Source organism: Catenuloplanes japonicus (genome assembly GCF_000717135.1).
In the GTDB taxonomy this organism is placed as follows: Bacteria; Actinomycetota; Actinomycetes; order Mycobacteriales; family Micromonosporaceae; genus Catenuloplanes; species Catenuloplanes japonicus.
In genome coordinates, this window is sequence record NZ_JNXY01000031.1 from 96,893 (window position 1) to 112,933 (window position 16,041).

At 68.5% G+C, this 16,041-nt stretch carries 16 protein-coding genes and 1 riboswitch; of the genes, 7 read left to right on the top strand and 9 right to left on the bottom strand.

The genetic code is table 11. The features are described from left to right. Positions 1-18 precede the first annotated feature (18 nt). From OP04_RS36205 to OP04_RS36215, 3 genes are all read right to left on the bottom strand, one after another. Positions 19-984 (bottom strand): carbohydrate ABC transporter permease, encoded by a 966-nt coding sequence (locus OP04_RS36205; protein ID WP_033344446.1) that lies wholly within the window; start codon positions 982-984, stop codon positions 19-21. A 1-nt stretch (position 985) separates the two neighbouring features. Then, the gene (locus OP04_RS36210) at positions 986-2,041 is read right to left on the bottom strand and encodes a carbohydrate ABC transporter permease (RefSeq protein WP_033344447.1); all 1,056 of its coding nucleotides are present in this window, start codon (positions 2,039-2,041) and stop codon (positions 986-988) included. Between the two features lie 104 nt (positions 2,042-2,145). Further along, positions 2,146-3,486 (bottom strand): ABC transporter substrate-binding protein, encoded by a 1,341-nt coding sequence (locus tag OP04_RS36215; RefSeq protein ID WP_033344448.1) that lies wholly within the window; start codon positions 3,484-3,486, stop codon positions 2,146-2,148. Positions 3,487-3,749: 263 nt separating this feature from the next. Here OP04_RS36215 and OP04_RS36220 point away from each other — a divergent pair, with 263 nt between their 5' ends. Continuing rightward, complete coding sequence (locus OP04_RS36220; protein ID WP_033344449.1) at positions 3,750-4,481, top strand: HD domain-containing protein; 732 nt, start codon at positions 3,750-3,752, stop codon at positions 4,479-4,481. A gap of 29 nt (positions 4,482-4,510) precedes the next feature. Further along, positions 4,511-5,005, top strand: coding sequence for a TspO/MBR family protein (locus OP04_RS36225; protein WP_033344450.1), 495 nt, complete (start codon positions 4,511-4,513; stop codon positions 5,003-5,005). Positions 5,006-6,200: 1,195 nt separating this feature from the next. Here OP04_RS36225 and OP04_RS36230 read toward each other — a convergent pair. The 5 genes from OP04_RS36230 to OP04_RS36245 form a co-directional block, all read right to left on the bottom strand. After that, complete coding sequence (locus OP04_RS36230; RefSeq protein ID WP_063746773.1) at positions 6,201-7,100, bottom strand: MHYT domain-containing protein; 900 nt, start codon at positions 7,098-7,100, stop codon at positions 6,201-6,203. Between the two features lie 274 nt (positions 7,101-7,374). Next, positions 7,375-7,527, bottom strand: coding sequence for a GPGG-motif small membrane protein (locus OP04_RS54990; RefSeq protein WP_198154107.1), 153 nt, complete (start codon positions 7,525-7,527; stop codon positions 7,375-7,377). A 93-nt stretch (positions 7,528-7,620) separates the two neighbouring features. Beyond that, positions 7,621-8,376, bottom strand: coding sequence for a metallophosphoesterase family protein (locus OP04_RS36235; protein WP_033344451.1), 756 nt, complete (start codon positions 8,374-8,376; stop codon positions 7,621-7,623). Then, positions 8,373-8,642 (bottom strand): hypothetical protein, encoded by a 270-nt coding sequence (locus OP04_RS36240; RefSeq protein WP_033344452.1) that lies wholly within the window; start codon positions 8,640-8,642, stop codon positions 8,373-8,375. The genes OP04_RS36235 and OP04_RS36240 overlap by 4 nt, the downstream gene beginning before the upstream one ends. An 8-nt stretch (positions 8,643-8,650) precedes the next feature. Continuing rightward, entirely contained in the window at positions 8,651-9,265 is a 615-nt protein-coding gene (locus tag OP04_RS36245) for a nucleotidyltransferase family protein (protein ID WP_051799622.1), read from the bottom strand. 256 nt (positions 9,266-9,521) lie between these two features. Between OP04_RS36245 and OP04_RS36250 the strand changes: the two genes are divergently transcribed. From OP04_RS36250 to OP04_RS36265, 4 genes are all read left to right on the top strand, one after another. Then, entirely contained in the window at positions 9,522-10,223 is a 702-nt protein-coding gene (locus tag OP04_RS36250; protein ID WP_085067050.1) for a dTMP kinase, read from the top strand. Between the two features lie 150 nt (positions 10,224-10,373). Further along, entirely contained in the window at positions 10,374-11,273 is a 900-nt protein-coding gene (locus tag OP04_RS36255) for a MurR/RpiR family transcriptional regulator (RefSeq protein ID WP_033344453.1), read from the top strand. A gap of 512 nt (positions 11,274-11,785) precedes the next feature. Beyond that, entirely contained in the window at positions 11,786-12,727 is a 942-nt protein-coding gene (locus OP04_RS36260) for a sigma-70 family RNA polymerase sigma factor (RefSeq protein ID WP_408606822.1), read from the top strand. 186 nt (positions 12,728-12,913) lie between these two features. Then, positions 12,914-13,534: a DUF6642 family protein gene (locus tag OP04_RS36265; protein WP_033344455.1), complete on the top strand. Its 621-nt coding sequence runs from the start codon at positions 12,914-12,916 to the stop codon at positions 13,532-13,534. 56 nt (positions 13,535-13,590) lie between these two features. On the opposite strand, the gene OP04_RS36270 is transcribed toward OP04_RS36265, so the two are convergent. Then, positions 13,591-14,610, bottom strand: coding sequence for a C40 family peptidase (locus OP04_RS36270; RefSeq protein WP_033344456.1), 1,020 nt, complete (start codon positions 14,608-14,610; stop codon positions 13,591-13,593). Positions 14,611-14,619: 9 nt separating this feature from the next. Continuing rightward, a riboswitch (cyclic di-AMP (ydaO/yuaA leader) is annotated at positions 14,620-14,759 on the bottom strand. 750 nt (positions 14,760-15,509) lie between these two features. Here OP04_RS36270 and OP04_RS36275 point away from each other — a divergent pair. Next, positions 15,510-15,983 (top strand): DUF6232 family protein, encoded by a 474-nt coding sequence (locus tag OP04_RS36275; protein WP_051799623.1) that lies wholly within the window; start codon positions 15,510-15,512, stop codon positions 15,981-15,983. Positions 15,984-16,041 lie beyond the last annotated feature (58 nt).

Here is a 16,041-nt window from a genome sequence, read left to right on the forward strand (position 1 = left end):
TCGCTCTGGTTGTGGTTTCTATCCCTTGACGCTGCCGGCCAGAAGTCCTCGGACGAAGTACCGCTGGAGGGACAGGAACACGATCAGGGGGACCACCATCGAGACGAACGCGCCGGACGTCAGCCGTTGCCACTCGTTGCCGCGGGTGCCGGCCAGCTCCGCCAGGCGCACGGTCATCGGCTGGGTGTCCCGTCCGCCGCCGCTGGCGAAGATCAGCGCCACCAGCAGGTCGTTCCAGACCCAGAGGAACTGGAAGATGCCGTACGACGCGAGCGCCGGCGTGATCAGCGGCAGCACGATGCTGCGGAAGATCTTCGGGTGGTTCGCACCGTCGACGCGGGCCGCCTCCATGATGTCCCGCGGCAGCTCCGAGATGAAGTTGTGCAGCAGGTACACGCCGAACGGCAGTGCGAAGCAGGTGTGCGCGAACCACACCTGGATGAACAGCCCGGTGTCGGACAGCCCCCAGGCCGGCGTCAGCTGGATGCCGAAGATCTCCGTGCCCTGGGAGAAGAAGCGCAGCAGCGGGACCAGCGCCATCTGCAGCGGCACGATCTGCAGCGCGAAGATCATGATGTAGACCCAGTCGCGGCCCTTGAAGTCGATCCAGGCCAGCGCGTACGCGGCCAGCGAACAGATCGCCATCGGGAACAGCACGGCCGGGATCGTGATCACCAGCGAGTTGATGAAGTAGCCGGCCAGCTGCCCGGAGCTGGCGCTGCCGCCGAACAGCACCTCGTTGTAGTTCTCCAGCGTCAGCTGCGGGTCGGAGAAGAACGTCCACCAGCCGGTGGTCTTGATGTCGTTCGCCGGCCGGAACGAGCTGATCAGCAGTCCGAACGTGGGGATCGTCCAGAACAGCGCGATCACGATCGCGATCACGGTGGCGACGCGGCTGGAGAGCTTCTGCCGGACGCGTCCGGCGGCGGTGCTCTTCTTCTGGAGGGGCGGGACCACCGCGGCGGGCGGATTGGTTGTCGTCATGTCAGGCCTCCGACCGCTGCTTGCGGATGTTCCGGATCTGGAAGATCACGATCGGGATCACCAGGACGAAGAGGAAGACGGCCAGCGCGGAGCCGTGGCCGGTCTCGCCGTACCGGAAGGACTGGTTATACATCTCGTTCGCGATGACGCTGGTCTCGTAGTTGCCGTTCGTCATGGTGCGCACGATGTCGAACACCTTCAGCGTGCCGATCGTGATCGTGATGACCACGACGATCACCGCCGGCCGGATCGCCGGCAGCGTGACCCGCCAGAACATCTGCCACGCGTTCGTGCCGTCGATGCGGGCCGCCTCCACGATCTCGGCCGGGATGGCCTTGATCGCGGCGGAGAGGATCACCATGGCGAAGCCGGCCTGGATCCAGATCAGGATCACGATCAGCAGCAGCGTGTTCAGCTTGTAGCCCTGCTCCAGCAGCCACTGCTGCGGCTCGCCGCCGAGCCAGACCACGATCTGATTCAGCAGGCCGATCTGCTCCTGGTCGCCGGACCGGTACGCGTACACGAACTTCCAGATGATGCTGGCGCCGACGAACGAGATCGCCATCGGCAGGAAGATCAGCGCCTTGGCCACGGCCTCGCCGCGCGCCTTGTCCACCATGATCGCGTAGAGCAGGCCGATCGCGGTGGCCAGCGTCGGCACCACGAGCACCCAGATCAACGTGTTGAAGAGCACCTGGCGGATGTCCGGCTGCGCGAACATCCAGGTGTAGTTGTCGAAGCCGGCCCACTCGCTGCTGTCCTTGTTCCTGAACGACAGCAGCGTGGTGCGGATCGCCGGGAAGATCAGGCCGATCGCCAGCAGCAGCACCGCCGGCAGCAGGAAGCCGAGGGCCAGCCAGCCCTCCCGGCTGCGCCCGGCCTTGATCGGCGTGCCGGCCTCGACGGCCGCGGCCAGCCGGACCGTCCTGCGTTCCGCCAGCTTGGTCGGGATCACGTCGAGGACCAGCAGCAGGCCGCCGACCAGCACCACGAATGCGATCAGGCCGCCGCCCAACATCAGGAACTTGTCGGCGTGATCGGCGAGGTCGAAGTTCATCACCGCTCCCCAGAGCTCACCCGGCCGTCTCTCACGGCGGGGTATTCCTTTGCTTGGATATGCGTCCGGCCCGGACGATGGTCGTCCGGGCCGGAACAGGTGCCCTACTTGGGCCAGGAGCCCTCGATGTACGTGAGGGTGCTCGCGGTGTCCTTGCCGTTGATCCAGTCGACCATGCCCTTCCAGAACGTGCCCGCGCCGACCGAAGCCGGCATCAGGTCCGAACCGTCGAAGCGGAACACGGTCGTGGAGTCCTGCAGGATGCCCACGGAGAGCTTGTCGATCGGGTTCTGGACGTTGTTGATGTCCAGCTTCTTGTTCGCCGAGACCCAGTTGCCGAGCTTGCCCCGGGCGTTGGCGTGCTCGCCACTGGCCAGGTACGTCTGCACGGCCTGGACCTCGGGCCGGTCCGTGAACGCGACGGTGAACTCACCGGCGCCCAGGATCGGCTTGCCGCCCGCGGCGTCGACCGCCGGGAAGTAGAAGGCGTAGACGTCGCCGTCCTCGGCCACCTTCGTGCCCTCGGGCCACTGGTTCGCGTAGAACGAGGCCTGACGGTGCAGCGCGCACTTGCCCTCGAGGATCGGCAGGCCACCCTCCTGGAACGCGGTCGTCGAGATCGACTTCGAGTCGCCGAAGCCACCGTTGACGTACTTGTCGTTCTTCAGGATGGAGCCGGCCTTGTCGACCGCCTCCGCGACCTTCGGGTCGTTGAACGGGATCTCGTGGTTGACCCACTGGTCGTAGACCTCGGGCGTCTGCGTGCGCAGCATGAGGTCTTCGATCCAGTCCGTGGCCGGCCAGCCGGTCGCGTCACCGGACTCGATGCCCGCGCACCACGGCTTCTCGCCGGCCGCCGCGATCTGGTCGCTCAGCGCGATCAGCTCGTCCCACGTGGTCGGGACCTTGTAGCCCTTCTCCGTGAACGTCTTCGGCGAGTACCACACGAAGGACTTCACGTTCGAGCCGAACGGGGCGCCGTACAGCTGGCCGCCGACCGTGGCGTACTTCAGCCAGTCCGCCGAGTAGTTCGCCTCGGCCATGGTCTTGGTCTCCGCGCCCACGGCCTTGAGCTTGCCCGCCTCGGCGAAGCGCGCGATCAGGCCAGGCTGCGGGATGAAGGCGATGTCCGGGGCGTTGCCGCCGTCCACGCGCACCTGCAGCTGCGCCTCGAACTCACCGCTGCCCTCGTACTTGATCGTGATGCCGGTGCACTCGGTGAACTCTGCCCAGGACTGCTCCAGCAGGTCAGCCTCGGTGTCACGGATCGAGGCGTACATCGACACCTCGGTGCCTTCGTGCTTGTACGCGTCGTAAACCGAGCAGTCGCCGGTAGCGGCGGCGTTGTCGTCGTCTCCACCGCCACCACACGCGGCGGCGGTGAGCACCAGCCCGAGAGCGCTGGCGACCGCGATGGCCTGGCGAGGTCCGGAAATGACCGCCATGCCGTCCTCCTTCCTAGCCGGCGGTTAAGGCCTCTAGCCCTTCGCCGGATCCCGTTTCTGTGGGCGTCCTCACATGTAAGCGCTTGCAGGATCTTTAGTCCAGCGGTCGGCAGAGCTTGATCGGTAACAATTCAGAAACCTGACCAGGCCGTCGACCGCTCTGAGGCACGAGTTCTATTCTCGTCGTAAACGAGCGTTTTCGTGGTGATTCGCACCGATACGGCGGCTACCCTGAGCAGGGAAAGTCGGGTATATGTGGCGCCATGCCCGCGGAGATCCTCAAGGACGAAATCCTGCGCACCATGCCACTGCACGCCATCACCGAGGTGTACGGCGAGCCCGGCCTGCGCCGGCGCTTCCTCTTCGAAATCCGCCGATTCCCGGACCCGTCGCGGGAGACGCTCACCGCCGCGCTCGACCTCGCCGCAGACCTGCACCGTGAGGACCGCCGCGTCCGCGAGCCGTACCTCAACCACCTGCTCCGGGTCGCGCTGCGGATCATGTGCTACTACCGCGTCGAGGACGTGGACGTGCTGGTCGCCGCGCTGCTCCACGACGCGGTCGAGGACCACCCGTGCGAACTGGCCGGCCTCCCCGTACCGCAGCCGCACGACGTCGCCACCGAGGCCGCGCTCGCGGAGGTCGCCCGCCGCTTCGGCACCCGCGTCGCCGACCTGGTCGCCTCCGTGACGAACCCGCAGTACGACCCGGACCAGGACCGCTACGAGCAGTACCGCGAGCACGTCGCCGAGAGCCTGGACCGCGACCCGTGGGCCCGCGTCATCAAGATCAGCGACTTCACCGACAACGGCGTCGGCATCATCCACACCACCGGCCCCAAGATGGCGTCCAGCGCCCGCAAGTACCGCCCGCTCGTCGCCACGTTCCGCGACCTGATCGCCCGCGACGACACGCCGCTCTCCCCCGAGTCGAAGTCCCACATCATGGACCAGCTCGACCTGGCCGAGGAACGATTCGCCGCCATCCTGGATTGACCCGCCCGCTCGCGGGAAACGCTGTGAGCATGTCCGCACTCAGCGCACGCACCCGCGCCCACCAAGGCCCCGGCCAGTGGCTCGCCCTCGCCGCCTTCGCGCTCGCCGCCTTCATCACGGCCGCGATCGGCGGCCTGGGCGTCCAGGGCACCGCCGCCGAGTACAACTCCCTGGCCCAGCCGTCCTGGGCGCCCCCGACCTGGCTCTTCGGCCCGGTCTGGACCGTCCTCTACGCGATGATCGCGCTGTCCGGCTGGCTCGTCTGGCGCCGTACCGGCTGGACCCCCGCGCTCACCGTCTTCGCCGGCCACCTCGTCCTGAACGCGATCTGGACCCCGATCTTCTTCGGCGCCGGCCGATACGGTCTCGCGCTCGCCGACATCGTCGCGCTCTGGCTCGCCATCGCCACCCTGATCGTGCTCTTCCGCCCCGTCTCCCGCCCCGCCACCCTCCTCCTGACCCCCTACCTCCTCTGGGTCACCTACGCCACCGCCCTCAACGCCGCCATCTGGCACCTCAACTGACCACCCCAGACAGACGCGGACCAAGCCCTCGCTCACGCGACGGCCTCGGCCCTGCCGTTCGGTGCCGGCCCGCCTGGGCGCAGTCGGCCGAGGGACGGCCGGCCCGGGTACAGCCGACCCCGGGCGCCGCAGCCACAGCCACAGCCGAGTCGACCCGTCCGGTCCTCCCGGACATCTGGATCACCCCCGAAGACGAAACCCAGAACCGAATCTTCCCGCTTCCAGCGTGGCCCAGCCCGCATGCTCCCGCGGGCAAACCTCCGGCGGGCCGAAGACTCCGCTGGCGCTCCGCTTCGGCCCGCCGTTCGGAGCCAGTTCCGCGTCACCAGGACAACCCTGGACTTGGGCGGCCCAGCACCTGAGCCGCCCAAGCCTTGTTGAGGCACCGGCGACTCAGGGCCCAGCGGGCGGCTCAGGCCCAGCGGGCGACTCAGACTCAGCGGGCGACTCAGGCCCAGTGGGTGACCCGGAGCCGGTGGGTGACCCAGGCTCTGCCGGGCGCTCCGCGCCCGAAGTATCACTATTCAAGGCCCGCGGCCTCGGTCTCAACGCTGCCTGTTCTGCCTCGATCGTCAAAAGGATCATTGAGTGCTGCAACGAAGGCGTCGGGCACCCTGTTTGACGCCTTCTTTGCAGCACTCAATGATCCTTTTCCAGCACGTGGTCCCGCACGCATCGAAGAACTTTCTCGCCGGGCTGCCTTATGCCGATATTTCGGGCACGGAGTGCTCGGGCTGCCCGTGTTGCTCGGGCTGCCCGCGCTGGAATCGGGGGTGCCCGTTCGTGCCTCGTTATGCGGGTTGAGCGATCTGCATCCGAAATTTCGGGAAATTAGGGGCTTCGCGCGCATTTTTGCTGGTCGGGGTGGGTGGGAACGCGGATCGGGAAGTGTGGCGCGTCGCCCGGCGCGAGAGCGGCGGGCGACGCGTGGGTTTGATCGTGTGACGCGGAACCGGCTCCGATGCGGCGTGCGGAGCGGAGGCGGAGCCCGCCGCGAGGTTTGCCCGCGGGAGCATGCGGGCTGGACCACGCCGGAAGCGGGAAAATGGCTTTGATCTTGATCTTGGCCAAGCTGGGCGGCAGAGTTCCCCGCCGTAGAGCGTCAGGGTTGACCCCGGGCGAGGTCACGCGCCTGAGGGTCGCGTCGCGCCGGAGGCGGAAGATCAAGATCTCGGGCCTGTCGGTGGGGGAGGGGTCAGGTGCGGGCGCGGCTGGCGCCGGCGGTGGCGGCGGCTGCGGCGGAGGAGGTGGCCAGGCGGTCGACGGCGGGGGCCGGTGGGATGACGGGGGCGGTCTCGCGCATGGACCAGGTGGCCTCGGCGTGGGCGGGCTTCGCGGGGAGCGTGAGTGCGCCGGCGGAGAACTCCTCCTGGGTCATCGCCTGGAGGCCGCTGAAGGCCATGCCGATCAGCGCGGCCGCGGCCATCAGCGTGATCGGGATGAGCAGCGTGTACGGGCTGAGACCCTCGACGTGGCCGCGGCCGTCGTTCCAGAGTTCGACACTCATCGCGGCCATGCCGGTGTAGTGCATGCCGGTGACCGCGACGCCCATGATGGCCGCGGCCGCGACGATCGGGCCCCAGCCCTTGATCGAGACGGTGAACCAGAGCGCGACGGTGGCGGCGACCACGGCGATCACGCAGGATGCGGCGACCAGTCCGGGGTCGTAGTGGATCTCGCCGGCCACGCGCATGCCGCGCATGCCGGTGTAGTGCATCGCGACCACGCCGGCGCCGGTGAGGACGCCGCCGGTGAGGATGCGCCGGACGGTACGCGGGCCGAAGCCGACCACGAACAGGCCGAAGCCGACCGTGCCCACGGCCATGGCGGCGCTGGCCAGCGTGAGTCCGATGTCGTAGCGGAGCGGGCTGGCGGGTACGTCGAAGCCGAGCATGGCCATGAAGTGCATGAGCCAGATGCCGGTGCCGCCGATCGCGAACGCGGCGATCATCAGCCAGCGGGCGCGGCGTCCGCGGGTGAGTGACTCGCGGGCGCGGACCGTGCAGGCGAGGCCCAGCAGTGAGCCGAGAAACGCCATCAGGAAGGAGACGATCGGGTTGAATGCCCCGTGCGTGAAATGGTGGACTTCGGCCATCGGCTGCTGGCACCTCGACAAATAAGACCCGATCGGACATCCGGGTCACTCGGCCGAGATTCAGTCACATCCCTGTGCGCGGGTATCGCACATTTCGTCCGTTCCGCCCGATGGGGGCAATTCACCGCATCGACGCTGGTCGCGCCCAAGATACGCGGGCAGGACGCCGGGGCCGCCGCTGCGGGACCGGTCAGTCGGGGGAGGACTCCGGTCCCGGTGCGCGACGACCCCGGGGGTACAGGATGGAGGGAAGGGGTTGGGACGATCGTGCGGCCTACGTGAAGATGCTGACGCCGCCGGGGCCGACCAGCAGGCCCACCACGATGAGGACGATTCCCCACAGAATCTGCCGCCGGACGAGGGAGACGACACCGGCGACCACGAGCACCACGGCCAGGACCCAAAGAAGCGTATCGAAAGCTGTCATGACAGCTGAGTACCCGACCGCCGAAATTCCAAAACCTGTTGTTGAGCAGCGAAAAGGCGGCCCGTGGGCCGCCCTTTCGGATAGATCGTTTTCTCAGCGCGCGGCAGCCGCCAATGTGGAGCCGGCGGTCTCCGAGTCATCGAGCAGGTGGTACACGCTGTACGCCGCCTTGATCACCGGGTGGGCCACGTTACGGACCCGGACGCCGCCGGGCGTGGTGCCCCGCTCGGTGCCGTGGTGCGCGTGCCCGTGCAGCGCCAGCGCGACGCCGGCCGAGTCGATCGCCTGTCCCAGCTGGTAGCAGCCGAGGAACGGATAGATCTCCAGCGGCTCGCCGACCAGCGTGTCCGGCACCGGCGCGTAGTGCGTCAACGCCACCTTCACGTCGCAGTCGAGCGCGCGCAGCGCCTCGCCCAGCGAGTCCGCGATCTTCTCGGTGGTGCCGACGAACGCCTTCATCTCCGGCTCGCCGAAATTGCTGGCGCACCGTCCCGCGAAGCCGCCGCCGAAGCCCTTCGCACCGGCCACGCCGAGTCGCACGCCGGCGATCTCCAGCACGGTCCCGGTGCCCTCCAGCACGGTGATGCCGGCGTCGGTGAGCACGCGGGTGACCGCGTCCGGTTGGTCGGACTGGTGGTCGTGATTACCCAGAACCGCGATCACGGGTACGCCCAGCCCGCCGAACTCGGTGGCGACGCAATGCGCCTCCTCCTCGGTGCCGTGCCGGGTCAGGTCGCCGGCCAGCAGCAGCACGTCCGCCTTGTCCGGCAGTTCGTCCAGCGCGGGCCGGTAGCGCCCGACCACGTCCTTGTCGATGTGCACGTCGCCGACGGCAGCGATCCGGATCACGACAGCTCCTCCGCCTCCGTGGGGGCGCCCGCCCGGGTCAGCCCGATGTCCACCTGCAGGTCGATGCCGGGGAACTGCTCCCGCACCAGCCGGACGATCTCCTCGCGGCGCTGGACGCTCTCCACGTCACCGCACAGGATCAGCGTGTGCCCCCGCCGGGAGACCGTGAGTCCCTGCTCGGAGATCCGGCCGTCCTCGGTCAGCAGGCGCTGGACCTCGGCCTCGACGTATTCGTCGACGGGCCGATTCGTATCGGTGTTCGTCACACTGCCTCCTATTGCGTTGCGGCGAGGCGGAGCGCGCCACGCTGTCCCGGCGTCTCCGGCTCGGTCTGCTCGGCCGCCACCACGTCGAGGCGGTCCAGGAGCACCAGGAACGCCTCCGCGTACGGCGAGTCCGCGGTCTCCTGGCGCACACGCACCCAGTCGATCTGCTCCCGCAGCGACCGGGCGACCGGCAGGCCGCGCGCGAAGTCGCAGTAGTGCTGGGAGAAGCTGAGCAGCTTGTGCACCATCAGCTGGGTCGCGGAGATGCACGGCATCTGGATCGCGTCCACCGGCCGGACCACGGAGTCGGCCAGCGTCTCGTCCGTCACCGGCGTCTCCACCGGCCGGAAGATCAGGTCCACCATCCGGCCGTCGTCGTAGACCTTGACCAGCCAGTCCTCCGGCGGCCGCTCGCTGGTGAAGCCCGCGGCCGTCAGCTCCTCGAGTGCGCGGTCCACGTCCTGTTCGCGAATCATGAAGTCGACGTCATGGTCACTGGAGTAGCCCCCGTGCGCGTACACCGCGAAGCTCCCGCCCAGGGCGAACGGCACGTCCGCCTGCTTGAAGATGGCGGCGACGCGCTTGAGGGTGCTGACCAGCCCGGCGTCCACCCGGTACGGCATGGCGATCTCCCGTCGGTGTGTGTCGGTGTCTTTCCCACCTACCCGAGGAGGGGCCACTTCACACCAGAGAAATGGGGCATAACGGTCGCCTCGCGTGCGCGCGCGGCGGACATGTGAGTCCGAAAGGACGAGCGAGTTCCAACCGAACAGATGAGCCAGAAGCCGCCCGATATGGATGCCTTAAGATGTGATATGGGGATATAATGTATTCTGGTTCACAGCTAAAAGATGCCTGGGCTCGCTACCGTTCTCGGGTATGGCGCCGATCATTGATCCCACACGCGACGACGACCCGGGTCCCGCCCCTCGATTCATCGCACTGATCGGCGTCGACGGCTCGGGCAAGACCACCCAGGCCCACCGCCTCGCGGACGCGCTCTCCGAGGCCGGCCTCCCCGCGTCGTACCTGCAGAATGCCGGTGGTCGCGCCTGGTTCGGCAAGCTCGGCCGGCACCTCGGCGGGCGGGACGCGCAGGGTCTCTTCGGCCGGCACGGCTGGCCGCTGGTCGAGTCCGTGCTCCGCTGGCTGGCGATCGCCCGCGCGCGGTTCCGGGCCCGCCGCTCGGGCCGCATCGCCGTGATGGACCGCTACAGCTACTGCCAGTACGCGAGCATTCGCACCCAGCTCGGCCAGGGCCGGATGTCCGAGCGGGTGGCCCGGTTCGCGTACCGGATGTTCCCGGCGCCGGACCTGACGCTGCTGCTGGTGGTCAGCCCCGGCCAGGCGTACCGGCGGATCGAGGCACGCGGCACCGACCACGAGACGATCGAGTACCTGACCAGGGCCTCCGCGGCGTACGCCTCACTGCCGGAGCACGCGTCCTTCGTGCTCATCGACGGCGACGGCACCGAGGACGAGGTGGCCGCCGCGATCCTGGCCCAGCTGCGCCCGTGGCTGCCGTCCCCGGTGCTGCCGCTGCCGCGCCCCGAGGCCGAGCCGGAGACCGCCGCCGCGTGACGCCGGTCATGCGTGACCTCCGCCACCCGGTCAGCGGCCGCTGACCGGGTGCTCACCCGAGGTCGCCCGTTCCGTTGAAGGTTTCCCCGCAACAGGCACCGTGGGGCAGGTTCCGTTGACGGGCACGAAGCGCCCAAAGAGACTCAGTCGGTGGTGAACTCGCCTGGGCTGATCGTGCACATCAACGCGCTTCTGCCCTCGCTGTCACCGGCGGAGCAGCGCGTCGCGCGCCTGGTCGTGGCGGACCCGGCGGACGCGGCCGGGCACACCATCACACACCTGGCCACCGCGGCGTCGACGTCCGAGGCCACGGTCATCCGGTTCTGCCGCTCGGTCGGCATCGCCGGCTACCCGCAGCTGCGCATCCGGCTCGCGGCCGAGGCGGCGGAGGCGGCCACGCGCGGGCGCCCCACGGACGACAGGGTGGCCGGCGGCGAGATCCCGCCGGACGCGGACCTGGCCCGGATCGTGGCCACCATCGCGTTCAACGAGGCGCGGGCCGTCGAGGAGACCGCGGCCCAACTCGACCTGGCCGCCTGCGAGCGGGTGGTGGACGCGGTGGACGCGGCCGGCCGGATCGAGGTCTACGGCACCGGGTCGAGTGGTTGTGCCGCGCTCGACCTGCAGCAGAAGCTGCACCGGATCGGCCGCAGCGTCGCCTACTGGCCGGATCCGCAGGCCGCGCTCGCCTCCACGTCGCTGCTCGCACCCGGCGACGTGGCGATCGGCATCTCGCACAGCGGGGCCAGCGCCGGCGTGCTGGACGTGCTGGCCCAGGCGCGCCTGCGCGGCGCGGTCACGGTCGCGCTGACGAACTTTCCCCGGTCGCCGCTCGCCGAGGCCGCGGATCTCGTGCTGACCACGGCGGCGCGGGAGACGACCTACCGCTCCGGCGCGCTCGCCGGACGCCTCGCGCAGCTGATGGTCATCGATTGCCTGTTCGTCGGCGTCGCTGTGCGTAACCGGAAACGGTCCGGTCAGGCGCTCGCGGCGGCCGATGAGGCGACCGCCACGTTGCGCGCTCCGGGCGGGCGCGGAAAGGGTCGCTGAGCTGCGACGATCTTGTCCTCGTGGGGGTGGCGGCGCACTGCCGGTCCGCCGGGAATGCCGTTGCGGACGCGAAGGTTCCCTGGTGAGCTGAACCCTCGGATCCCGTTTCCCGTATGTCTTGGGTGACAGGGATCGCAGAGGGCCAGTGAGCTGGGTCGCTGCGACTCAACTGTCCCGGATGGTGTGATTTGACGGGTCAAGGGTAAGCACCCGTTGAGCGCATCGACCGGCCGGTTTCACGCAGCATCCCCCATAACCAGCCGACACCTGATTTCAGGAACTACGCATCGCGCTCACAGCCAGAATTCAGGCACTCATGACAGTTTCGATCGTACGACGACGAGATTCCATCTGATTGCCGGAATCAGCCGCGGGCGTCCGCTGTTGTTGTAGTGGCTGAAGCACTGTGTTGGCGGCGCAGGGGTACTGCGGAGATTACCGGGGAGGGCCTGATGAATACAGGGACGGCCCGCAAGAAGGCAAATGGGGTCAACGAGGGGACCGTGGGCGACATGGAAAAAAGCATGGTGTTGCGAACGGATGAGGTTGCCGAGGAGCGCGACCTCGTCGGAGTCTACCTGCACGAGATCTCCCGGACACCTCTGCTCGACGCGGCGCGTGAGGTCGACCTTTCCAAGGCGATCGAGGCGGGCCTTTACGCCGAGCACCTGCTCGACGCCGAAGAGCTTCCGAAGGGCATCAGCCGCGAGGAGCTCGAGCGTGTGGTCGTCGACGGCGGCCGCGCGAAGGACGAGTTCATCCGCGCCAACCTGCGGCTCGTGGTCTCGATCGCCCGGCGCTACGTGCGCTCCGGCATGCCGATGCTCGACCTGATCCAGGAGGGCAACACCGGCCTGGTGCGCGCGGTCGAGAAGTTCGACTACGAGCGCGGCTACAAGTTCTCGACGTACGCCACGTGGTGGATCCGCCAGGCGATCAGCCGCGCCATCGCGCAGCAGGAGCGCACCGTGCGGCTGCCCGTCCACCTGGTGGAGGACGTCAACCGCATGCGCAACGTCACCCGTCAGCTCACCCGCGAGCTCGGCGCCGACCCGGAGCCGGCACAGATCGCGGCCTCGCTCGGCGTGACCGTGGAACGCGTCGGCGAGCTGATCCGCTGGTCGCAGGACACGGTGTCGCTGGACACCCCGGTCGGCGACGACGGCGACACCAACCTCGGCGACCTGGTCGCCGACTCGGACGCGCCCTCGCCGGAGGAGATCGTCCTCACCGGCCTGGAGCGTCAGCGCATCGATGGCCTGCTCAACCACCTCGACGACCGTTCCGCCGGCATCATGCGGGCACGCTACGGGCTGGAGGACGGCCGGGAGCACTCGCTGACCGAGGTGGCCTCGCGGTTCTCGCTCTCCCGTGAGCGCATCCGCCAGCTCGAGATCCAGGCGCTGGGACGGCTCCGCGAGCTGGCCCGCGCGGAGGGCCTGCAGGCGGCATAACGACGACACCCCGACACCCCTCGGCGGTACGACACGAACCGGCCGGTCCCGATCACGGGGCCGGCCGTTGCGTTCGTCACTGTGCACGCGGGGCGCCGCGCCGAGCACCGCTTCGGCGATGGGCACGGCGGCGCGGGGTGGGTAGGGTCGCCTGCGGGTACGAATCCACAGCTCGGGGGAGGCGATGTGGCGCGCGGCGGCATCTTCTGTGTCGAGGGGCAGTGGCACCGGGATCTCTACGAACGAGGCTCGGTCATCCCCACCCTGGAGCTGTTGGAGCGCCTGCGCCGGATCCGGTTCATCTACCGGGACGTGGCCACGCCCGAGGAGCTGAGCTACTTCCTGGACCGGTGGCTGCTGAAGCAGTACAGCGACTACCGGGTGGGCTTCTTCGCGATGCACGGCGAGCCGGGCCGGCTCTGCCTCACCGACAAGGCCACGGTCGAGCTGGACGACGTGGCGGAGCAGCTGGCCGGCCGGTGCCAGGACAAGCGGCTCTACTTCGGGTCCTGCTCGGTGCTGAAGGCCTCGGACGCCACGCTCCTGGACTTCCTGGACGTCTCCGGCGCCGCGATGGTGTGCGGCTACACGCGGGAGGTCGACTGGGTCGACTCGGCCGCGTTCGAGACCGTGCTGCTGGACGTGCTGGCCAACGGCGCGCTGGTGAACGCGGCGGAGAAGCGGATGGGCTCGGGCCCGTGGCGGGAGCTGGCGGCGTACCTGGGGTTCCGGATCGTCTACGCCAACGGGCGCACCTGGCGGCCCGGAACACGGCCCAGGGTGCCCGCACAGGCCACCGCGGCCTGAGGACATGAGAAAGGGCGGGGAGCGTGTGCTCCCCGCCCTTCGTCGTTCTCAGGTGCCTATCTGACCCGGCCGTACCCGTACGGCGGCATCATGTTCACCGGCGCGATCGAGACCACGTCACCCGGGGTGGGGGCGTGGATCACCTTGCCGTTGCCGATGTAGAGGCCGACGTGCGCCAGGCTGCGGTAGAAGACCGCGTCGCCGGGCTGGAGCTGGGACGCGGAGATGTGCGCCATCGCGTTCCACTGCATGGCCGCGTTGTGCGGCAGCGACTTGCCGGCGGTGGCCCACGCGGCCTTCACCAGTCCTGAGCAGTCGAAACCGCCGGGTCCTGCGGAACCGTAGATGTACGGCTTGCCGAGCTGGGCGTAGGCGAACTGCACCACGCCGCTCGAACCGGCCGGCGCGCTCGGCGCGTTGCCGCCGCCACCGGTGTTGCCGCCACCGCCGTTGTTCCCGCCGCCACCGGTGTTGTCGCCGGCCGGCGGCGTCGCCTCGGCCTGCTCGCGTCCGTAGGCGGCCTTGCGCATGGAGTACAGGTTCTTCAGGTCGCCCTCGATGCCGGCGGCCCGCTTGTTGATCTCGTCGCGTTGCGCCTGCTGCTTCTTCTCGGCGGCGTCGAGCTTCGCCTTCTCGTCCGCGTACTGCGTCGCGGTGGCGGTGAACGTGGCGACCTGGCTGTTGCGGGTCTCGGCGACCTGCTCCAGCACGCTCAGGCCGGTGACCAGGTCCTTGTTGTCCGAGAGCTCCAGCAGCGTGCCCGCGTCCCCGAACCGGCCGGACTTGTAGGCCCGGCTGGCCAGCTGGCCCACGACGAGCTGCGCGTCCTTGACCTGGCCTTCGAGCGCGGCGGTCTTCTCGGTGAGCTCCTTGGCCGCGGCCTGGGTGGCCTTCAGCTCTTCGTTGATCTTGTTGTAGGACTCGATCACGACCTCCAGCTCGACGGCGGCCTTGTCGATCCGGGTCGTGAGCTCGGCGCTGGAGGGGTCGGCGTGGGCGGCGGAGGTCGGGGCCAGGACGCCGACCGAGATGGCCGCCAGCGCGACGGTGCGCAGAATCGCACGCGTAGCTGACAACGGGGTGAGCCCTTCTTCCGTGCCGCCTACCGGGTTAGCTGACGGATTCGGGCCAGAAGGACGCCCTACCGCGCGAGCGCGGATTCACCCCGGGTGGGACTCGGTGGGTCCCCGGCTCGCCTTGACACCGCTCGCGGCCTGCCAGATGGGCCTGGCGTGGCCGGCGATCGGCGGGCTCGGGAGGGGTGGCGCAGGGGTGCACCACCGGTCCGGGAACCGGGCGATTCAGCGGCGCCGGGCTGGCGTCGACTCGGGGGGAGTGACTGTTGACCAGGTCCGGCGGGACCCACGGTAACGACCATTTCGGAGGATCGAAAGGGTGACCAGAGTCATTCGCGGGGTTTCGCCGGTTATTGGGCAAATATCGTGATAGCGGAGCGTTGTCGCTTGATTTCCCCGAGTGATCGCCGCGGGGAAACGTAACGCTCTGGGTCCGAAAAGACCGGAAAGCGAGTTTTTACGGAAGTGGGCCGGTCCACTTTGCGGACAAATGCGGTTGAAAGGTGCCGGATCTCGTGTGCCGACCGCGCTCTGACGGGTGGTTATCTGCCACCTGGCAGATTGCCCTCTTCCCATTAGTGGCGTGCGGTTGGGAGTATGGCGAGTGGGGAGGTCTCAGGGTTTTCCCGCAAGGGAGTGTCTGCGATTTTCTCCGGCGCGCGCTGAGCATCAAGCGGTTTCCGGTTCCTTTCCGGAGATCGGTTTCACCCCGGGGGCGGGGAAGTTTTCACGACGACGCGGTGTGGTGGCCGGCGGCAACCGGAACACCACCCGCGCTCGCCGTAAACGCCGCACTTGTCGTAAACAGAGAACCAACTCCAGAGAGCCGCAGGAGGACTCCGATGGAGAATAGCGCTCGTTACTCGCCGCGTTCAACCCGTCGCTATGCATCTCCCGGTGTGGCACCGACCAGCCGGGTCGCATTCGACGCCGCTGACGTGATCGTCACTCCGCAGTACTTCGAGGTCGGCGGCCGCCGGTGGCCGACCAGTGAGCTGGCCGGTCTGCGGACCGTGCGTGGACCGTTCGACCAGCTCACGGTGCGTGCCGTCGTCGCTTCCGGCGTGAGTCTGCTCGCGGTCTTCGCGGCGCTCAGCTTCGGCAACGGGATGCATGCGCTCGGTGCGGCGGCCTATGTCGTGATCGGTGCGGCCGCTTTCGTACCGATGCTGCTCGGTGTGGTCGGCAATCGGACCCGGCCGCGCGTGTTCGAGCTCTGGGGGGACTACCAGGGCATGAGTGTCCGGCTCTTCGTCAGCGACAGCGAACGACAGTACGGCCAGGTGTCGCGTGCACTGGTGCGCGCACAGGAGATGGCGAAGCTCGGCGGGGTTCGTGCGCCGGTGTCGTCGATCAATCCGTACGCCATGTAAGTCAACGCACCATGTCCGTGCCCTTGTGACAATTCCCAGCGGGGTGTGGCGGCACGAC